17 protein-coding genes are annotated in these 15,147 nt (G+C 66.0%); 1 reads left to right on the top strand and 16 read right to left on the bottom strand.

What is annotated here, in order from left to right:
* Complete coding sequence (locus M2395_RS30720; RefSeq protein ID WP_011058997.1) at positions 1-303, top strand: chaperone modulator CbpM; 303 nt, start codon at positions 1-3, stop codon at positions 301-303.
* An 87-nt stretch (positions 304-390) separates the two neighbouring features.
* Here the strand turns inward: M2395_RS30720 and M2395_RS30715 are convergent, their stop codons facing one another.
* The 16 genes from M2395_RS30715 to M2395_RS30640 form a co-directional block, all read right to left on the bottom strand.
* Positions 391-1,524, bottom strand: a complete 1,134-nt coding sequence (locus tag M2395_RS30715) for a sensor histidine kinase KdpD (protein WP_053148822.1) — start codon at positions 1,522-1,524, stop codon at positions 391-393.
* A gap of 98 nt (positions 1,525-1,622) precedes the next feature.
* Entirely contained in the window at positions 1,623-3,323 is a 1,701-nt protein-coding gene (ureC, locus tag M2395_RS30710) for an urease subunit alpha (RefSeq protein ID WP_041115656.1), read from the bottom strand.
* A 108-nt stretch (positions 3,324-3,431) separates the two neighbouring features.
* Entirely contained in the window at positions 3,432-3,737 is a 306-nt protein-coding gene (locus M2395_RS30705; RefSeq protein WP_011059000.1) for an urease subunit beta, read from the bottom strand.
* Positions 3,734-4,267, bottom strand: coding sequence for a GNAT family N-acetyltransferase (locus tag M2395_RS30700; RefSeq protein ID WP_011059001.1), 534 nt, complete (start codon positions 4,265-4,267; stop codon positions 3,734-3,736). Before M2395_RS30700 ends, M2395_RS30705 begins: the two co-directional genes overlap by 4 nt.
* Positions 4,268-4,274: 7 nt before the next feature.
* On the bottom strand, positions 4,275-4,808 hold the full coding sequence (locus tag M2395_RS30695; RefSeq protein ID WP_015633967.1) for a GNAT family N-acetyltransferase: 534 nt from the start codon (positions 4,806-4,808) through the stop codon (positions 4,275-4,277).
* A 9-nt stretch (positions 4,809-4,817) separates the two neighbouring features.
* The gene (gene ureA, locus M2395_RS30690) at positions 4,818-5,120 is read right to left on the bottom strand and encodes an urease subunit gamma (protein WP_011059003.1); all 303 of its coding nucleotides are present in this window, start codon (positions 5,118-5,120) and stop codon (positions 4,818-4,820) included.
* Positions 5,121-5,177: 57 nt separating this feature from the next.
* Positions 5,178-6,017, bottom strand: a complete 840-nt coding sequence (locus M2395_RS30685; RefSeq protein ID WP_015633968.1) for an urease accessory protein UreD — start codon at positions 6,015-6,017, stop codon at positions 5,178-5,180.
* Positions 6,018-6,047: 30 nt separating this feature from the next.
* The gene (gene urtE, locus M2395_RS30680) at positions 6,048-6,746 is read right to left on the bottom strand and encodes an urea ABC transporter ATP-binding subunit UrtE (protein WP_019094031.1); all 699 of its coding nucleotides are present in this window, start codon (positions 6,744-6,746) and stop codon (positions 6,048-6,050) included.
* 103 nt (positions 6,747-6,849) lie between these two features.
* Positions 6,850-7,710 (bottom strand): urea ABC transporter ATP-binding protein UrtD, encoded by an 861-nt coding sequence (gene urtD, locus M2395_RS30675; RefSeq protein WP_015633970.1) that lies wholly within the window; start codon positions 7,708-7,710, stop codon positions 6,850-6,852.
* Entirely contained in the window at positions 7,707-8,786 is a 1,080-nt protein-coding gene (gene urtC, locus M2395_RS30670) for an urea ABC transporter permease subunit UrtC (RefSeq protein ID WP_015633971.1), read from the bottom strand. Before urtC ends, urtD begins: the two co-directional genes overlap by 4 nt.
* Positions 8,786-10,288, bottom strand: coding sequence for an urea ABC transporter permease subunit UrtB (urtB, locus tag M2395_RS30665; RefSeq protein WP_011059008.1), 1,503 nt, complete (start codon positions 10,286-10,288; stop codon positions 8,786-8,788). Before urtB ends, urtC begins: the two co-directional genes overlap by 1 nt.
* A 147-nt stretch (positions 10,289-10,435) precedes the next feature.
* Positions 10,436-11,701: an urea ABC transporter substrate-binding protein gene (gene urtA / locus M2395_RS30660; RefSeq protein WP_123431189.1), complete on the bottom strand. Its 1,266-nt coding sequence runs from the start codon at positions 11,699-11,701 to the stop codon at positions 10,436-10,438.
* Positions 11,702-11,926: 225 nt separating this feature from the next.
* A complete protein-coding gene (locus tag M2395_RS30655; protein WP_015633974.1) occupies positions 11,927-12,226 on the bottom strand; it encodes a hypothetical protein in 300 nt (99 codons plus the stop codon).
* Positions 12,227-12,375: 149 nt separating this feature from the next.
* Complete coding sequence (locus M2395_RS30650; protein WP_123431188.1) at positions 12,376-13,386, bottom strand: iron ABC transporter permease; 1,011 nt, start codon at positions 13,384-13,386, stop codon at positions 12,376-12,378.
* On the bottom strand, positions 13,383-14,342 hold the full coding sequence (locus tag M2395_RS30645) for an ABC transporter substrate-binding protein (protein ID WP_123431187.1): 960 nt from the start codon (positions 14,340-14,342) through the stop codon (positions 13,383-13,385). Before M2395_RS30645 ends, M2395_RS30650 begins: the two co-directional genes overlap by 4 nt.
* The gene (locus M2395_RS30640) at positions 14,339-15,127 is read right to left on the bottom strand and encodes an ABC transporter ATP-binding protein (protein WP_011059013.1); all 789 of its coding nucleotides are present in this window, start codon (positions 15,125-15,127) and stop codon (positions 14,339-14,341) included. The genes M2395_RS30645 and M2395_RS30640 overlap by 4 nt, the downstream gene beginning before the upstream one ends.
* Positions 15,128-15,147: the final 20 nt, after the last annotated feature.

Genomic DNA, 15,147 nt, shown 5'->3' with positions numbered 1-15,147 from the left:
ATGAGCACCCTGATCGTTCAGCTGGACATGGAAGAGTTCTGTGAAGTGGCCGACCTGTCGGCGGCCTACGTGATCGAAATCGTCGAGCACGGCATCCTCGAACCTCAGGGCCGGGCGCCCAAGGACTGGCGCTTCAACGACTATGAGCTGTCCCTGGCCAAGCGCGCGGCGAAGTTGCGCCGCGACCTGGACCTGGAATGGGAAGGCGTGGCCCTGGCCCTGGACCTGCTGGACGAAGTGCGGCAACTGCGCGCCGAGAACCAGATGCTCAAACAGCGCCTGGGCCGCCTGCTGGTGGACTGACCGCCCCCTGTAGGAGCCGGCTTGCCGGCGAAGAGGCCCTTGAGCCTTGCGTCGCTTGTGCTGGCGCCTTCGCTGGCAAGCCAGCTCCTACGGGGTGGCGCGGGAGACGCGCGGCAGGACCACGGTGAAGGTGGTGCCATCGCTGGCGTTGGAGCTGACTTCGATGCTGCCCTGGTGGGCAACCACCACTTCCTTGACGATGAACAACCCCAGGCCAAGGCTGGTGCTGGGGTTGCCCAGTTCTTCGTCGACGCTGCGCACCAACGGGTCGAACAGGGTGCCCAGGGCCTCCGGGGGGATCGGCGTGCCGTAGTTGTGCACGGTCAACAGCACCTGTTCCGCGCCACCGGTGATGGTCACGGTCACGGTGCGGCGGTTGTTGCCGTGCTGCAGGGCGTTGCCGATCAGGTTCTGCAGCATCTGCTCGATGCGCCCGCGGTCCCAGATGCCATGGCTGTCGCCCTCGAAGCTCATCAGCGGGGTGCAATCGGGCTGCCCGGCGCAGGCTTCGTCCATGGCCGCCTTGGCCGCGCTGGCCAGGTCCATGGGCGCAGGTTCGATGGGCAGGCTGCTGCCCAGGCGGCTGCGCACGAACTCCAGCAGGTCGCTGACCATGGCGCCCATGTGCCGGGTGCCGCTCTTGATACGTGAAACGAAGGCCTGGGCGTCGCCGTCCAGGGCGACTTTGCGTGCCAGCATTTCAGTGGACATGCTCACTGCCTGCAACGGCGCCCGCAGGTCGTGGCCAAGAATTGCCAGGAAGATATCCCGCGAGCGGCTGACCTGTTCGGCATAGGCCGCAGTGGACTCGGCCAGGGCTTCATCAATGGCTTCGTTGAAACGGATCATGTCCTGCAGGTAGGCCAGGTCCGGTGTCTGCAGGCTGGCCACCCACAGGCGGATCACGCAGGCTCGCAGGTGGCGGAATTCCGAGGTCATCTGCACCAGGTCGAACCCCACGTGATGGCGCAGCTCGCCATGGCTGGCGGCGGCGGCATCCAGGCTGGGGGTTTTTTCCGGGCCTTCGCCCTTGGCCTTGGCCCTTTGTTCCCCGGGGCTCTGGGCGGTGCACATATCCCGGGCGGCGGCCAGCAGGATGGAGCGCGCGTGGTCACGCAGGTCCGTGCGGGTCAGGGAGTCCTGGGCGAGGCTCCTGGCAAATTGTTCCCATTCATCAACGATTCGATCAACGTGCTGCACGATAAAATCGGACAGGCGCATAGCCGGGCACCTTACTGGGCAGTGAGTGGAAAACCGAGACGCATCTTAGCGCCTAATCGAACATTTCAGCAGCCACTCTGCCCAGTGGTGGGCCGGCCCTAGAACAGGAAGTAGCGCTGGGCCATGGGCAGCACGTCCGCCGGTTCGCACCACAGCAGGACGCCATCAGCCTTGACCTGATAGGTCTGCGGGTCGACTTCGATATCCGGCAGGTAGTCGTTGTGGATCAGGTCGGTTTTCTGCACGTTGCGACAGCCCTTGACCACGGCGATGCGTTTTTTCAGCCCCAACTGCTCCGGCACCCCGGCCTCCAGTGCCGCCTGGCTGATGAAGGTCAGGCTGGTGGCATGACGGCTGCCGCCGAAGCTGGCGAACATCGGCCGGTAGTGCACCGGCTGCGGGGTCGGGATCGAGGCGTTGGCGTCGCCCATCAGGCTGGCGGCAATGGCCCCGCCCTTGAGGATCAGGCTCGGCTTGACCCCGAAGAACGCCGGGCGCCAGAGCACCAGGTCGGCCCACTTGCCCACTTCGACGGAGCCCACCTCATGGCTGATGCCGTGGGTGATCGCTGGGTTGATGGTGTACTTGGCGATGTAGCGCTTGACCCGGAAGTTGCTGTTGCCCGGGCCATCCCCCGGCAGCGGGCCGCGCTGCTTGTGCATCTTGTCGGCGGTCTGCCAGGTGCGGGTCACCACTTCGCCGACCCGGCCCATGGCCTGGCTGTCGGAGCTGATCATGGAGAAGGCCCCGAGGTCGTGGAGGATGTCCTCGGCGGCAATGGTCTCCCGGCGGATGCGGCTTTCGGCGAAGGCCACGTCCTCGGCGATGCTCGGGTCCAGGTGATGGCAGACCATCAGCATGTCCAGGTGTTCGTCGATGGTGTTGCGGGTGAAGGGCCGGGTCGGGTTGGTGGAGCTGGGCAGCACGTTGGCCAGGCCGCAGGCCTTGATGATGTCCGGGGCATGGCCGCCGCCGGCGCCTTCGGTGTGGTAGGTATGGATGGTGCGGCCCTTGAAGGCGCCCAGGGTGGTTTCGACGAAGCCCGATTCATTGAGGGTGTCGGTGTGGATCGCCACCTGCACGTCGTACTCATCGGCCACGCTCAGGCAGTTGTCGATGCTGGCCGGGGTGCTGCCCCAGTCCTCGTGCAGCTTGAGGCCGATGGCCCCGGCCTTGACCTGTTCGATCAGCGGCTCGGGCAGGCTGGCGTTGCCCTTGCCGGTAAAGCCGATGTTCATGGCGAAGGCGTCCGCCGCCTGGAGCATGCGCGCCATGTGCCAGGGCCCGGAGGTGCAGGTGGTGGCGTTGGTCCCGGTGGCAGGTCCCGTGCCGCCACCGATCATGGTGGTGACGCCGCTCATCAGCGCCTCTTCGATCTGCTGCGGGCAGATGAAGTGGATATGGGTGTCGATGCCGCCGGCGGTGAGGATCATGCCCTCACCGGCGATGACCTCGGTGCTGGCGCCTATGGCGATGTTCACGTCGGGCTGGATGTCCGGATTGCCGGCCTTGCCGATGGCGGCGATGCGCCCGTCCTTGAGGCCGACGTCGGCCTTGACGATGCCCCAGTGGTCGATGATCAGGGCGTTGGTGATCAGGGTGTCCACCACCTCGGCGGCCAGCAACTGGCTCTGGCCCATACCGTCACGGATCACCTTGCCGCCGCCGAACTTCACTTCTTCACCGTAGGTGGTGAAATCCTTCTCCACTTCGATCCACAGCTCGGTGTCGGCCAGCCGCACCTTGTCGCCCACGGTGGGGCCGAACATGTCGGCGTAGGCTTCACGGGAAATCTTCATCGCAGCTCCTTACAAAAACAGGTCTTGCAGGAGCCGGCTTGCCGGCGAAGGGGCCCGAAAGACCGCATTCGCCGGCAAGCTGGCTCCTACGTGCGTAGGGTCGAGGGATCAGAGGTCGCCCATGATCCGCCCGGCGAAGCCGAATACCCGGCGCTTGCCGGCCAGTTCCACCAGTTCCACTTCCCGGGTCTGGCCCGGTTCGAAGCGCACCGCGGTGCCGGCGGCGATGTTCAGGCGCATGCCGCGGCTGGCGGCTCGGTCGAAGGTCAAGGCGTCGTTGGTTTCGAAGAAGTGGTAGTGGGAGCCGACCTGGATTGGCCGGTCGCCGCTGTTGGATACGTTCAGGCGCAGGGTGCGGCGCCCGGCGTTGAGTTCGATCTCGCCGGGCTGGATCTGGTATTGGCCAGGAATCATAGGGGTTGTCCCAGGGTCTTGAAGTAGATGGCGGTGGCGGTATAGGTGCCGTCCGGGCTCTGGCAGTAGTTGGGCAGTTCGCCGACCCGGGTATAGCCCAGGGCGCGGTAGAACTCTTCCGCCGCGGAGCCGGCCTCGGTGTCCAGGTACAGCAGCCCGCGCTTGTGCTGGCGGGCGGCCTGTTCCAGGGCATTCATCAACTGCTGGCCCAGGCCGCGGCGGCGGGCGCTGTGCAGGACCTGGAGCTTCTGCACCTCGGCGCGGTTGCGCCCGTTGGCCTTCATGCACAGGGCCAGTTGCACGCTGGCCAGGACTTTCTCGTCGCGTACCACCACCCACAACAGCAGGCTGCCGTCCTCGACCCCGGCCTGCACGCTGCTGAGGTAGCTGCGGGCCTGGCTGTCGTCGAGATCGGCCATGAAGCCGATGGACGCACCGTGCTGCACCGAGTCCAGCAGCAACTCGATCAGTCCCTGACGGTAATGGGCAAAGCTTTCTCCATGGACAAGGCGCAGTTGGGCGGCGTTCATCGAGATTTCACTCCTTGTGCGGGGCGGGCGGTTGCGCCCCGGGGTTGAGAATCAGCTGCATGAAGGTCAGGTCCAGCCAGCGCCCGAACTTGGTGCCCACCTGAGGCATCTGCCCGGTGCTGATGAACCCCAGGCGCTCATGCAGACGGACCGAGGCGCTGTTGCCGCTCTCGATGGCGGCCACCATCACGTGCTTGCCACAGCCCCGGGCGCGCTCCAGCAGCACCGCCATCAACCGCGGGCCCAGGCCGTTGCCGCGCTGGTCGCTGCGCACATAGACCGAATGTTCCACGGTGTGACGGAAGCCGTCGAAAGGCCGCCAGTCGCCGAAGGAAGCGTAGCCGAGCACCTGCTCCTCGGCGTTGATGATCACCAGGATCGGATAGCCCTGGGCCTGGCGTGCGCTGAACCAGGCCTGGCGGTTGCCCAGGTCTACCGGTTGCTCGTTCCAGATCGCCGTGGTGTTGAGCACGGCGTCGTTGTAGATGTCGCGGATCGCCGGCAGGTCGGCATGCAGGGCATCGCGGATGCGATAGGTCATGGCACGGCCTCAAGCGATGGGTTGGTGAACGGTGACCAGCTTGGTGCCGTCGGGAAAGGTGGCTTCCACCTGGATGTCCGGGATCATCTCCGGGATGCCTTCCATCACCTGCTCGCGGCTGAGCAGGGTGGTGCCGTAGTGCATCAGTTCGGCCACGGTCTGCCCGTCCCGGGCGCCTTCGAGCAGCGCCGCGGAGATATAGGCCATGGTTTCCGGGTAGTTGAGCTTGAGGCCGCGGGCCAGTCGCCGCTCGGCCACCAGGCCGGCGGTGAAGATCAGCAGCTTGTCTTTTTCGCGTGGGGTCAGATCCATCGTGGTCAATCCGTTGTCAGGCAGTAGAAAAAGGTGCAGTGGAAAAGGGCATGCGGGTCAGGTGTTCCAGATTCTGGGTGGCCTGGCTTCGCGGCCCAGCAGCGCCGGGCGCAGCAGGCGCCACAGCTCGATCAGCCAGGCCCGGGCCTGCAGAGCTTCGCTGGCCAGGCAGCGGGCCACCAGCAGGCCCGGCAGTTGGCTCAGGTCGCCGCGTACCGGGTGTGCCAGGGCGCGACAGCGTTCCAGCAGTTCGCTGTCGATTTCACCGGTCACCAGCAAGGTGGCGAACACCGGCTGGCCATCCAGGCCGATGGGGGAATCCAGCAGGCCGTCGCCACCGCCGATGCGCTGGCGTTCATGCCACAGCGGCCGGCCGTCGCGGTACAGGTCCAGGTGGGCCTGGAAATGGCCCTGCTCGAACCGCTCGCCACTGGCCGGGCGCCCCAGGGCAATGATGTCCCAGTAGAACAGCCGGGCATCGCCCTGCAATTCGATGCGGGTCGTGAGCTCGGCCTGGGCAGCGCTGAAGACGATGGTTTCCTGGGGCAGCCACTCCAGGGTCGCGCCCGGCGCTACCTGCAGGTTCAGGGCCTGGCTGGCCGGGCCGGTGGCGCGATACCACTTGGCCGCCCCGGGGCTGGTCAACTGGGCCCAGGCACCGCTGTCGACCCGGGCGCTGATGGCCAGCCGATCACCGCCGGCAATGCCGCCGGGCGGGTGGACGATGATGTGCTGGCAAACCTCGGGGCCTTCGGCATACAGGTGCTTCTGCACCCGCAGCGGGCCCAGGTGGCGGCGCAGCACCGGGCGCGTGGTGGCGCCGCAACGGGCATAGGCCAGCTCCAGTTCGGCGTGCCAGCTGGGAGTGAACAGGGCGGTGGCGGCAGGTAGGTTCATGCTGGGTCGTTATCGTTAGGAGGCTACAGATTAGATCGTAACCAGGCCGCGTACACCCTCGGCCTGCATATTTTCGCCGCGGCCCTGCTGGATGATTTCCCCCCGGGACATCACCAGGTACTGGTCGGCCAGTTCGGCGGCAAAGTCGTAGAACTGCTCCACCAGCAGGATCGCCATGTCGCCCCGGGCCGCGAGCTTGCTGATCACCGCGCCGATCTCCTTGATCACCGAGGGCTGGATGCCTTCGGTGGGCTCATCGAGGATCAGCAGGCGCGGGCGGCTGGCCAGGGCCCGGCCGATGGCCAGTTGTTGCTGCTGGCCGCCGGAGAGATCGCCGCCACGGCGCTGCTTCATCTGCAACAGCACCGGGAACAGTTCGTAGATGAAGGCCGGCACTTCCTTGGCCTGGGAGCCGGGGAAGCGGGACAGGCCCATCAGCAGGTTTTCCTCCACGGTCAGGCGGCCGAAGATTTCCCGGCCCTGGGGCACGTAGGCGATCCCGGCGTGGACGCGCTGATGGGGCTTGTAGCCGGTGATGCCCCGGCCCTCCCAGTTGACCGCGCCCTCCTTGGCCGGCAGCAGGCCCATCAGGCATTTGAGCAGGGTGGTCTTGCCCACGCCGTTGCGCCCCAGCAGGCAGGTGACTTCGCCAATCCGGGCTTCGAAGCTCAGGCCGCGCAGGATGTGGCTACCGCCGTAGTATTGGTGCAGCTTGTCGACTTGGAGCATGGTCGGGTACTCGAGTTTTGTGGGGATTGCGGGGCGGTCTTCGCTGGCCAGCCGGCTCCTGCGGGAGGGGTAGGAGCCGGCTTGCCGGCGAACGGCGGTTGCGCTAACGGCCGAGGTAAACCTCGATCACCCGTTCGTTTTCCTGCACCTGTTCCAGGGAGCCTTCGGCCAGCACGCTGCCTTGGTGCAGCACGGTGACGTGGTCGGCAATCGAGCCGACAAAGCCCATGTCGTGTTCCACCACCATCAGCGAGTGCTTGCCCGCCAGGGTCTTGAACAGCTCGGCGGTAAATTCGGTCTCGGCGTCGGTCATGCCCGCCACCGGTTCGTCCAGCAACAGCAGTTGCGGGTCCTGCATCAGCAGCATGCCGATCTCCAGAAACTGCTTCTGGCCGTGGGACAGCAGGCCCGCCTGGCGTTGAGCCGAAGGGCTCAGGCGAATGGTCTCCAGCACCTGGGCGATGCGGTCCTGCTGTTCTGTGCTCAAGCGGGCCCCGAGGCTGGCCCACACCGACTTGTCGGTCTTCTGCGCCAGCTCCAGGTTCTCGAACACGCTCAGGGCCTCGAACACCGTGGGTTTCTGGAACTTGCGGCCGATCCCGGCCTGGGCGATCTGCACTTCGCTCATCTGGGTCAGGTCCAGGGTTTCGCCGAACCAGGCCTTGCCCCGGGAGGGGCGGGTCTTGCCGGTGATCACGTCCATCAGGGTGGTCTTGCCGGCGCCGTTGGGGCCGATGATGCAGCGCAACTCGCCGACACCGATGTACAGGTTGAGGTCGTTGAGGGCCTTGAAACCATCGAAGCTGACGCTGATGTCCTCCAGGGTCAGGATGGTGCCGTGGCGGGTGTTGAGGCCCTTGCCGGCGGCGTGGCCAAGGCCGATGGCGTCGCGGCTGGTGCCGGCGTCCTTGTTGGTGTCGAGAATGGGTTCGAGCATGAAGTCCGCCGTTGCTGTGACTCTCATTGTTCACCTCGTTTGTTCAGCAGGCCGATCACGCCCTTGGGCAGGTACAGGGTCACGACGATGAACAGCGCACCGAGGAAGAACAGCCAGTATTCGGGAAAGGCCACGGTGAACCAGCTCTTCATGCCGTTGACCACACCGGCCCCCAGCAGTGGGCCGATCAGCGTGCCGCGCCCGCCCAGGGCGACCCACACGGCGGCCTCGATGGAGTTGGTGGGGGACATTTCGCTGGGGTTGATGATGCCCACCTGGGGCACGTACAGGGCTCCGGCCAGGCCGCACAGCACGGCGCTCAGGACCCAGACGAAAAGCTTGAAGCCGCGCGGGTCGTAGCCGCAGAACATCAGGCGGTTTTCGGCGTCGCGCAGGGCCGTCAGCACCCGGCCGAACTTGCTCCGGGCCAGGCGCCAGCCCAGGTACAGGCTGCCCACCAGCAGCGCCACCGTGGCCAGGAACAGCACCGCCCGAGTGCCCGGTTCGGTGATGCCGAAGCCCAGGATGCTGCGGAAGTTGGTAAAGCCGTTGTTGCCGCCAAAGCCGGTCTCGTTGCGAAAGAACAGCAGCATCCCGGCGAAGGTCAGGGCCTGGGTCATGATCGAGAAGTACACGCCCTTGATCCGCGAGCGGAAGGCGAAGAAGCCGAACACCAGGGCCAGCAGCCCCGGGGCCAGCACCACCAGGCACAGGGCCCAGAGGAAATGCTCGGTGCCGGCCCAGTACCAGGGCAGTTCGCTCCAGGAAAGGAAGGTCATGAAGGCCGGCAGGCCATCCCCGGCGGCCTGGCGCATCAGGTACATGCCCATGGCGTAGCCGCCCAGGGCGAAGAACAGGCCGTGGCCCAGGGACAGCAGCCCGGCGTAGCCCCAGACCAGGTCCAGGGCCAGGGCGACGATGGCGTAGCAGAGGATCTTGCCCACCAGGGTCAGGGTGTAGGCCGAGACCTGCAGCGGGTGGTCCGCCGGTAGCAGCGACAGCAGCGGCAGGGCCAGTAGCACCAGGAGCAGCAACGCCCCGACGGTGATCGTGACCCTGGGCCCGGCTTTCTGGGTGGCGGTAATGAGCAGTGGTTGATTCATCAGTCGATCACCCGTCCTTTCAGTGCGAAGAGTCCCTGCGGGCGTTTCTGGATAAACAGAATGATCAGCGCAAGGATCAGGATCTTGCCGAGCACGGCGCCGATCTGCGGTTCGAGGATCTTGTTCGCCACCCCCAGGCCGAAGGCCGCCAGCACGCTGCCGGCCAGTTGCCCGACCCCGCCGAGGACCACCACCAGGAACGAGTCGATGATGTAGCTCTGGCCCAGGTCCGGGCCGACGTTGCCGATCTGGCTCAGGGCCACGCCGCCCAGGCCCGCAATGCCCGAGCCGAGGCCGAAGGCGAGCATGTCCACGCGCCCGGTGGGCACGCCGCAGCAGGCGGCCATGTTGCGGTTCTGGGTCACCGCGCGCACGTTCAGGCCCAGGCGGGTCTTGTTCAGCAGCAGCCAGGTGAGCACCACGACAAACAGCGCGAAGGCGATGATCACGATGCGGTTGTAGGGCAGTACCAGGTTGGGCAGCACCTGGATGCCGCCGGACAGCCAGGCCGGGTTCGCCACTTCGACGTTCTGCGCGCCGAACAGCAGGCGCACCAGCTGGATCAGCATCAGGCTGATGCCCCAGGTGGCCAGCAGGGTTTCCAGGGGCCGGCCGTAGAGGTGGCGGATCACCGTGCGCTCCAGGGCCATGCCGATCCCGGCGGTGACGAAGAACGCCACCGGCAGCGCCAGCAGCGGGTAGTACTCGATGGCCTGCGGGGCGTAGCGCTGGAACAGCAACTGCACCACATAGGTGGCGTAGGCGCCGAGCATCAGCATCTCGCCGTGGGCCATGTTGATCACCCCCAGCAGGCCGAAGGTGATGGCCAGCCCCAGGGCCGCCAGCAGCAGGATCGAACCCAGGGACAGGCCGCTGAAGGCCTGGCCCAGCACTTCGCCCACCAGCAGCTTGCGCTTGACCTGGGCCAGGCTGGTTTCGGCCGCGGTGCGTACCGCGGCATCGGCTTCGACCCCGGGTTCGAGCAGGCCTTCGAGGCGGGTACGGGCCAGCGGGTCGCCGGTTTCCCCCAGCAGGCGCACGGCGGCCAGGCGCACCGCCGGGTCGCTGTCCACCAGTTGCAGGTTGGCCAGGGCCAGGCTCAGGGCATCGTGCACGTCCGGGGCTTGCTCGGCGGCCAGTCGGGCATCGAGGAATTTCAGTTGCGCCGGCTTGGCGCTTTTCTGCAGTTGGCGGGCGGCGGCCAGACGGCTGTTGGCGTCGCTGGCGAGCAACTGGTGGCTGGCCAGGGCGCTGTCGATCAGGCCCCGCAGACGGTTGTTCAGGCGCAGGGTTCTGCTTTCGCCGGCGATGTTCAACTGGCCCTGCTGCAGGGCGTTGAGCAGTTCCAGGCGCGCCGGGTCGGGCTGCGCGGCCCAGGTTTCCAGGAGCCGGGCCTGCTCGCCGGAGTTGCCGGCGACGAAGTCTTCGGCATCCCCGGCCTGGGCCGTCCATGGCAGTAACAGCAGGCCGGCGAGGATCAAACGGTAGAGGGCAGTGGGCATATCGGTGTCCTTGAAAGCGCCCGGATAACCTGTAGGAGCGAGCTTGCTCGCGATCCGCGCAGCGGCCAGCCGGGCGGTTTTCGTTGGAGGTCCTGCGGACCTCGTCGCGAGCAAGCTCGCTCCTACGGGGAAGGCGTCAGGTTCGGATCAGTTGCTCTTGACCGCGTAGTCCGGCTTCTTGTCGTTGCCCGGGATGAACGGGCTCCAGGGCTGGGCGCGGATCGGGCCGTCGGTCTGCCAGACCACGTTGAACTGACCGTCGGGCTGGATCTCGCCGATCATCACCGGCTTGTGCAGATGGTGATTGGTCTTGTCCATGGTCAGGGTGTAGCCCGAAGGGGCGGCGAAGGTCTGCCCGGCCAGGGCCTCGCGAACCTTGTCGACATCGGTGGACTTGGCTTTCTCCACCGCCTGGGCCCACATGTGGATGCCGACGTAGGTGGCTTCCATCGGGTCGTTGGTCACCGCCTTGTCCGCGCCCGGCAGGTTCTTGGCCTTGGCGTAGGCCTTCCAGGCGGCGACGAACTTCTGGTTCACCGGGTTATCCACCGACTCGAAGTAGTTCCAGGCCGCGAGGTTGCCCACCAGGGGCTTGGTGTCGATGCCGCGCAGTTCTTCCTCGCCCACCGAGAAGGCCACCACCGGCACGTCGGTGGCTTTCAGGCCCTGGTTGGCCAGTTCCTTGTAGAAGGGCACGTTGGAGTCACCGTTGACCGTGGAGATCACCGCAGTCTTGCCACCGGCGGAGAACTTCTTGATGTTGGCGACGATGGTTTGATAGTCGGCATGACCGAAAGGGGTGTAGACCTCTTCGATGTCCTTGTCGGCCACGCCCTTGGAGTGCAGGAACGAACGCAGGATCTTGTTGGTGGTGCGCGGGTAGACGTAGTCGGTGCCCAGGAGGAAGAAGCGCTTGGCGCTGCCGCCGTCCTCGCTCATCAGGTATTCCACCGCCGGGATCGCCTGCTGGTTCGGCGCGGCGCCGGTGTAGAAGACGTTGGGCGACATCTCTTCGCCTTCGTACTGCACCGGGTAGAACAGCAGGCCGTTGAGCTCCTCGAACACCGGCAGCACCGACTTGCGCGACACCGAGGTCCAGCAGCCGAATACCACCGCCACCTTGTCCTGGGTCAGCAACTGGCGGCCCTTTTCGGCGAACAGCGGCCAGTTGGAAGCCGGGTCCACCACCACCGGCTCCAGCAGCTTGCCGTTGACCCCGCCCTTGGCGTTGATTTCGTCGATGGTCATCAGCGCCATGTCCTTGAGGGACGTTTCGGAGATCGCCATGGTGCCCGACAGCGAGTGCAGGATCCCCACCTTGATGGTTTCGGCGGCCTGGACGGTCCAGGTCATGCCCATCGCGGCAATGCTTGCCGTGAGAGTGAAAGCCTTGAGCAAACTACGACGCTTCATTGTGCGATCTCCATGAACTCTTGATTTTTCAGGTGGTAGATGCGGACTGCTGAAGGGCTGTTTTGCAAGGGGTGTGCCGAGTCGGCGCAAGGCATGAAAACGTCGCTTTAACGGCGCGGGCGGGGGAGGTGATGCCCCAAGACGAGGCTTGGGCAAGGGGCTGGTGCGTCGGGGTGCGTCATTGTGGTGCTGCCGCTTGGCGGCAGCCGTGGCCTGGGGGTGGCTTCAGTTCACGCCCGGGAAGGAATCGACATATTTGATGGTGAAGTCGGGAAAGGAGTCGACGATCTGGATCTTGTAGTCGGGAAAACTGTTGACGATTTTCCACTTGCCCGGCGCGTCGGCAAAGGAGTTGACCTGCTTCACCTTCAGGTCGGGGAAGGAGTTCACCACCTTGACCTTGTAGTCGGGGAAGCTGTTGACGATCTGGATGTTGCCGTAGATTTTCGAGACGTCGACCGAGGTGTCGGCCACGGCGCCAAGGGAGGTGCCGAGCAGCAAGGCCAGGAGCGCGGTTCTGAACATGAGACTCATCCTGAGAGATCCAAGCGCGCGATCTTAAAGCAAGGGCGACGATTGTAGGAGCTGGCTGGCCAGCGAAGAGGCCTTCGAACCTTGCACAAGGCTCACGAGCGCCTTCGCCGGCAAGCCGGCTCCTACAGAGGCGGGCACAGTCAGCGGCGGCGCATCAGGCCGATGAAGAACACCCCGCCGATGGCCGCGGTGGCCACGCCGATGGGCAGGTCCTCGGGGGCGATCAGGGTGCGCGCAGCCACATCCACCCAGACCAGGAACAGGCTACCCAGCAGTACGCACACCGGCAGCAGCCGGCGGTGTTCGGCGCCCACCAGGCGCCGGGCAATGTGCGGCACCATCAGCCCGACAAAACCGATGGAGCCGCTGATGGACACCAGCACTCCGGTCATCAGCGAGGCAATCAGGAACACCTTCAGGCGCACATTGCGCGCGTTCAGGCCCAGGGTCACGGCGGTCTGCTCGCCGGCCATCAGGGCGTTCAGCGGGCGCGCCATGCCCAGCAGCAACACCAGCCCCAGCAGCACGCTGGCGGCGGGGATCGCCAGCAGTTCCCAGCGCGCCAGGCCCAGGCCGCCGAGCATCCAGAACATCACTGCGGAGCTGGCGCGGTGGTCGCCCATGAACAGCAGCAGGTTGGCCGCGGCCATCATCACGAAGGACACCGCCACCCCGCACAGCAACAGCCGGTCGCTGTCGAGGCGGCCGTTGCGGGCGGCGATCCCCAGCACCAGCGCCATGCTCAGCAGGGCGCCGACAAAGGCCGCCAGGGGCAGGGTCAAAAGCCCGATGACCTGGCCCAGGTGCAGCACCACGATCACCGCGCCGAGGGTGGCGCCGGAGGTCACCCCCAGCAGGTGCGGGTCGGCCAGCGGGTTGCGGGTCACCGCCTGCAGCACCGCGCCGATCAGTGCCAGCCCGGCACCCACCAGGGCCCCCAGGAGCATGCGCGGCACGCGGATCAGCCAGACGATGTGCTCCTGGCCCGGGCTCCAGTCCACAACGCCCAGGCCCAGGGCCTTGTGCAACAGAATGCGCCCCACCACCTCCACCGGCACCTGCGCCGGGCCAAAGCCCAGGGACACCACGCAGGACGCCAGCAGCAGGGCGCCCAGGGCCATCAACAGTGCGGCATAGCGGGGACTGGTCATTCGCCGTGGAAACCCTTGGCCAGGGTTTCCACCGCCAGCACGTTGTCGATGCCCGGCGTGGCCTGCACATAGGGGATGACGATGAAGCGCTGGTTCTTGATCGCATCGACTCCTTGCAGGGCCTTGTTGTTCAGCAGGAACTGCTGCTTCTGCTCGGCGCTGACTTCGCTGTAGTCGACGATGACGATCACTTGCGGGTTGCGCTCGACCACGGTTTCCCAGTTGATCCGGGTCCAGCTGGCCTCGACGTCATCGAGAATGTTGCGCCCTCCGGCGGCATCGATCAGGGCTTGGGGCATGCCCAGGCGACCCGAGGTCATGGCCCGGTCTTCGCCGCTGTCATAGAGGAATACCCGCGGCTTGTCCCTGGGCAGGTCCTTCTGTACCTGGGCCACCTGCTCCTGCATCCGGGCGATCAGGGCGTTGGCGCGATCCTGCACGTCGAAGATCCGCCCGAGGTTACGCAGGTCGGTGTAGGTGTCCTCGAGGCTGGCGGCCGGGCGCTTCATCACGAAGGCGCAGGACTCGGTCAGCTCGTAGACGTTGATCCCCAGCGGCGCCAGGGTCTGGGGCGTGAGGTCGCCGCCCACGCGCATGCCGTAGTCCCAGCCGGCGAAAAAGAAGTCGACGTTGGCATTGAGCAGGGTTTCCACCGACGGGTACTTGGCCGCCAGTTCCGGCAGGCCGTCGAGCAGGGCGCTCATCTGCGGGGTCACGGCCTTCCAGCCGCTGATCCCGCTGTAGCCCACCATGCGTGGCTTGAGCCCCAGGGCGAGCATCATCTGGGTCATGTTGATGTCATGGCTGAGGGCGTGTTTCGGCGCTTGCTTGAAGGTCACTTCGCGGTTGCAGCTGGTGATGGTCAGCGGGTAATGGGTGGCCTCGGCGAAGGCCTGGGCGGCCCCCAGAGACAGGGCCAGGAGCAGGCTGGAGCGAAGCAGGGAGCGCAAGGTCATGGTTGGGTGATCCAGGTGATTCGTGGGTAGCCGGACAGGGGATGGGCGTCGATCAGCGCCTCGACGCCGAAGACGTTGCGCAGCAACTCGACGGTGAGCACCTCGCCGGGCGTGCCGCTGGCGACGATGCGCCCATGGTCGAGGACATACAGGCGGTCGCAGAAGGCTGCGGCCAGGTTCAGGTCGTGGATGCTCGCCAGGGTACCGATGCCCAGGCGCTTGACCCGCTGCAGCAACTCCAGCTGGTAGCGCGGGTCGAGGTGGTTGGTGGGCTCGTCGAGGATCAGCAACTGGGGTTGCTGGGCCAGGGCGCGGGCCAGGATCACCCGCTGTTTCTCACCGCCGGACAGGGTGGCGAAGGCGTGATCCTCGAAGCCCAGCAGGCCCACCGATTCCAGGGCCTCGCGGGCGATGCGCCGGTCGTCCTGGGTGTCGCCGTCGAACAGGCCCTTGTGCGGGGTGCGGCCCATGGCGACCACCTCCTGCACGGTCAGGCCGAAGGCGTCGGGAAACTCCTGGAGGACCACGGCGATGCGTTGCGCGCACCAGCGCGGCGACTGCTTCCACACATTCTGATGCTCAAGCTGCACCTCGCCCTGCTGCGGCTTGCTGAAGCGATAGGCGCAGCGCAACAGGCTGGTCTTGCCGCTGCCGTTGGGCCCGATCAGGCCGACGAACTCGCCGGCCGCCACCTGCAGGCTGGCCTCACGCAGTTGGAACTGGTGGTGGCAGTGGCCCTGGCCCAAGGGTGTCCAGGCCAGGTTGGTGAGGTTCAGCGAGGTCATGCCGTATCCGTGTGGTCCCC

It is taken from the genome of Pseudomonas sp. BIGb0176, from assembly GCF_024810175.1.
GTDB lineage: Bacteria > Pseudomonadota > Gammaproteobacteria > Pseudomonadales > Pseudomonadaceae > Aquipseudomonas > Aquipseudomonas protegens.
Note: the sequence above shows the minus strand (reverse complement) of the source record. Positions and strands in the feature narration are given on the sequence as shown.

What these genes read in the sequence shown, in the direction of transcription:
- M2395_RS30685 (WP_015633968.1), bottom strand. Translation starts at nt 6,017, where the DNA reads ATGAACCTACCTGCCGCCACCGCCCTGTTCACTCCCAGCTGGCACGCC.
- urtA (WP_123431189.1), bottom strand. Translation starts at nt 11,701, where the DNA reads ATGAAGCGTCGTAGTTTGCTCAAGGCTTTCACTCTCACGGCAAGCATT.
- M2395_RS30705 (WP_011059000.1), bottom strand. Translation starts at nt 3,737, where the DNA reads ATGATTCCTGGCCAATACCAGATCCAGCCCGGCGAGATCGAACTCAAC.
- M2395_RS30715 (WP_053148822.1), bottom strand. Translation starts at nt 1,524, where the DNA reads ATGCGCCTGTCCGATTTTATCGTGCAGCACGTTGATCGAATCGTTGAT.
- M2395_RS30720 (WP_011058997.1), top strand. Translation starts at nt 1, where the DNA reads ATGAGCACCCTGATCGTTCAGCTGGACATGGAAGAGTTCTGTGAAGTG.
- ureA (WP_011059003.1), bottom strand. Translation starts at nt 5,120, where the DNA reads ATGGATCTGACCCCACGCGAAAAAGACAAGCTGCTGATCTTCACCGCC.
- urtB (WP_011059008.1), bottom strand. Translation starts at nt 10,288, where the DNA reads ATGCCCACTGCCCTCTACCGTTTGATCCTCGCCGGCCTGCTGTTACTG.
- M2395_RS30700 (WP_011059001.1), bottom strand. Translation starts at nt 4,267, where the DNA reads ATGAACGCCGCCCAACTGCGCCTTGTCCATGGAGAAAGCTTTGCCCAT.
- urtC (WP_015633971.1), bottom strand. Translation starts at nt 8,786, where the DNA reads ATGAATCAACCACTGCTCATTACCGCCACCCAGAAAGCCGGGCCCAGG.
- M2395_RS30640 (WP_011059013.1), bottom strand. Translation starts at nt 15,127, where the DNA reads ATGACCTCGCTGAACCTCACCAACCTGGCCTGGACACCCTTGGGCCAG.
- urtD (WP_015633970.1), bottom strand. Translation starts at nt 7,710, where the DNA reads ATGAGAGTCACAGCAACGGCGGACTTCATGCTCGAACCCATTCTCGAC.
- ureC (WP_041115656.1), bottom strand. Translation starts at nt 3,323, where the DNA reads ATGAAGATTTCCCGTGAAGCCTACGCCGACATGTTCGGCCCCACCGTG.
- M2395_RS30695 (WP_015633967.1), bottom strand. Translation starts at nt 4,808, where the DNA reads ATGACCTATCGCATCCGCGATGCCCTGCATGCCGACCTGCCGGCGATC.
- urtE (WP_019094031.1), bottom strand. Translation starts at nt 6,746, where the DNA reads ATGCTCCAAGTCGACAAGCTGCACCAATACTACGGCGGTAGCCACATC.
- M2395_RS30655 (WP_015633974.1), bottom strand. Translation starts at nt 12,226, where the DNA reads ATGTTCAGAACCGCGCTCCTGGCCTTGCTGCTCGGCACCTCCCTTGGC.
- M2395_RS30650 (WP_123431188.1), bottom strand. Translation starts at nt 13,386, where the DNA reads ATGACCAGTCCCCGCTATGCCGCACTGTTGATGGCCCTGGGCGCCCTG.
- M2395_RS30645 (WP_123431187.1), bottom strand. Translation starts at nt 14,342, where the DNA reads ATGACCTTGCGCTCCCTGCTTCGCTCCAGCCTGCTCCTGGCCCTGTCT.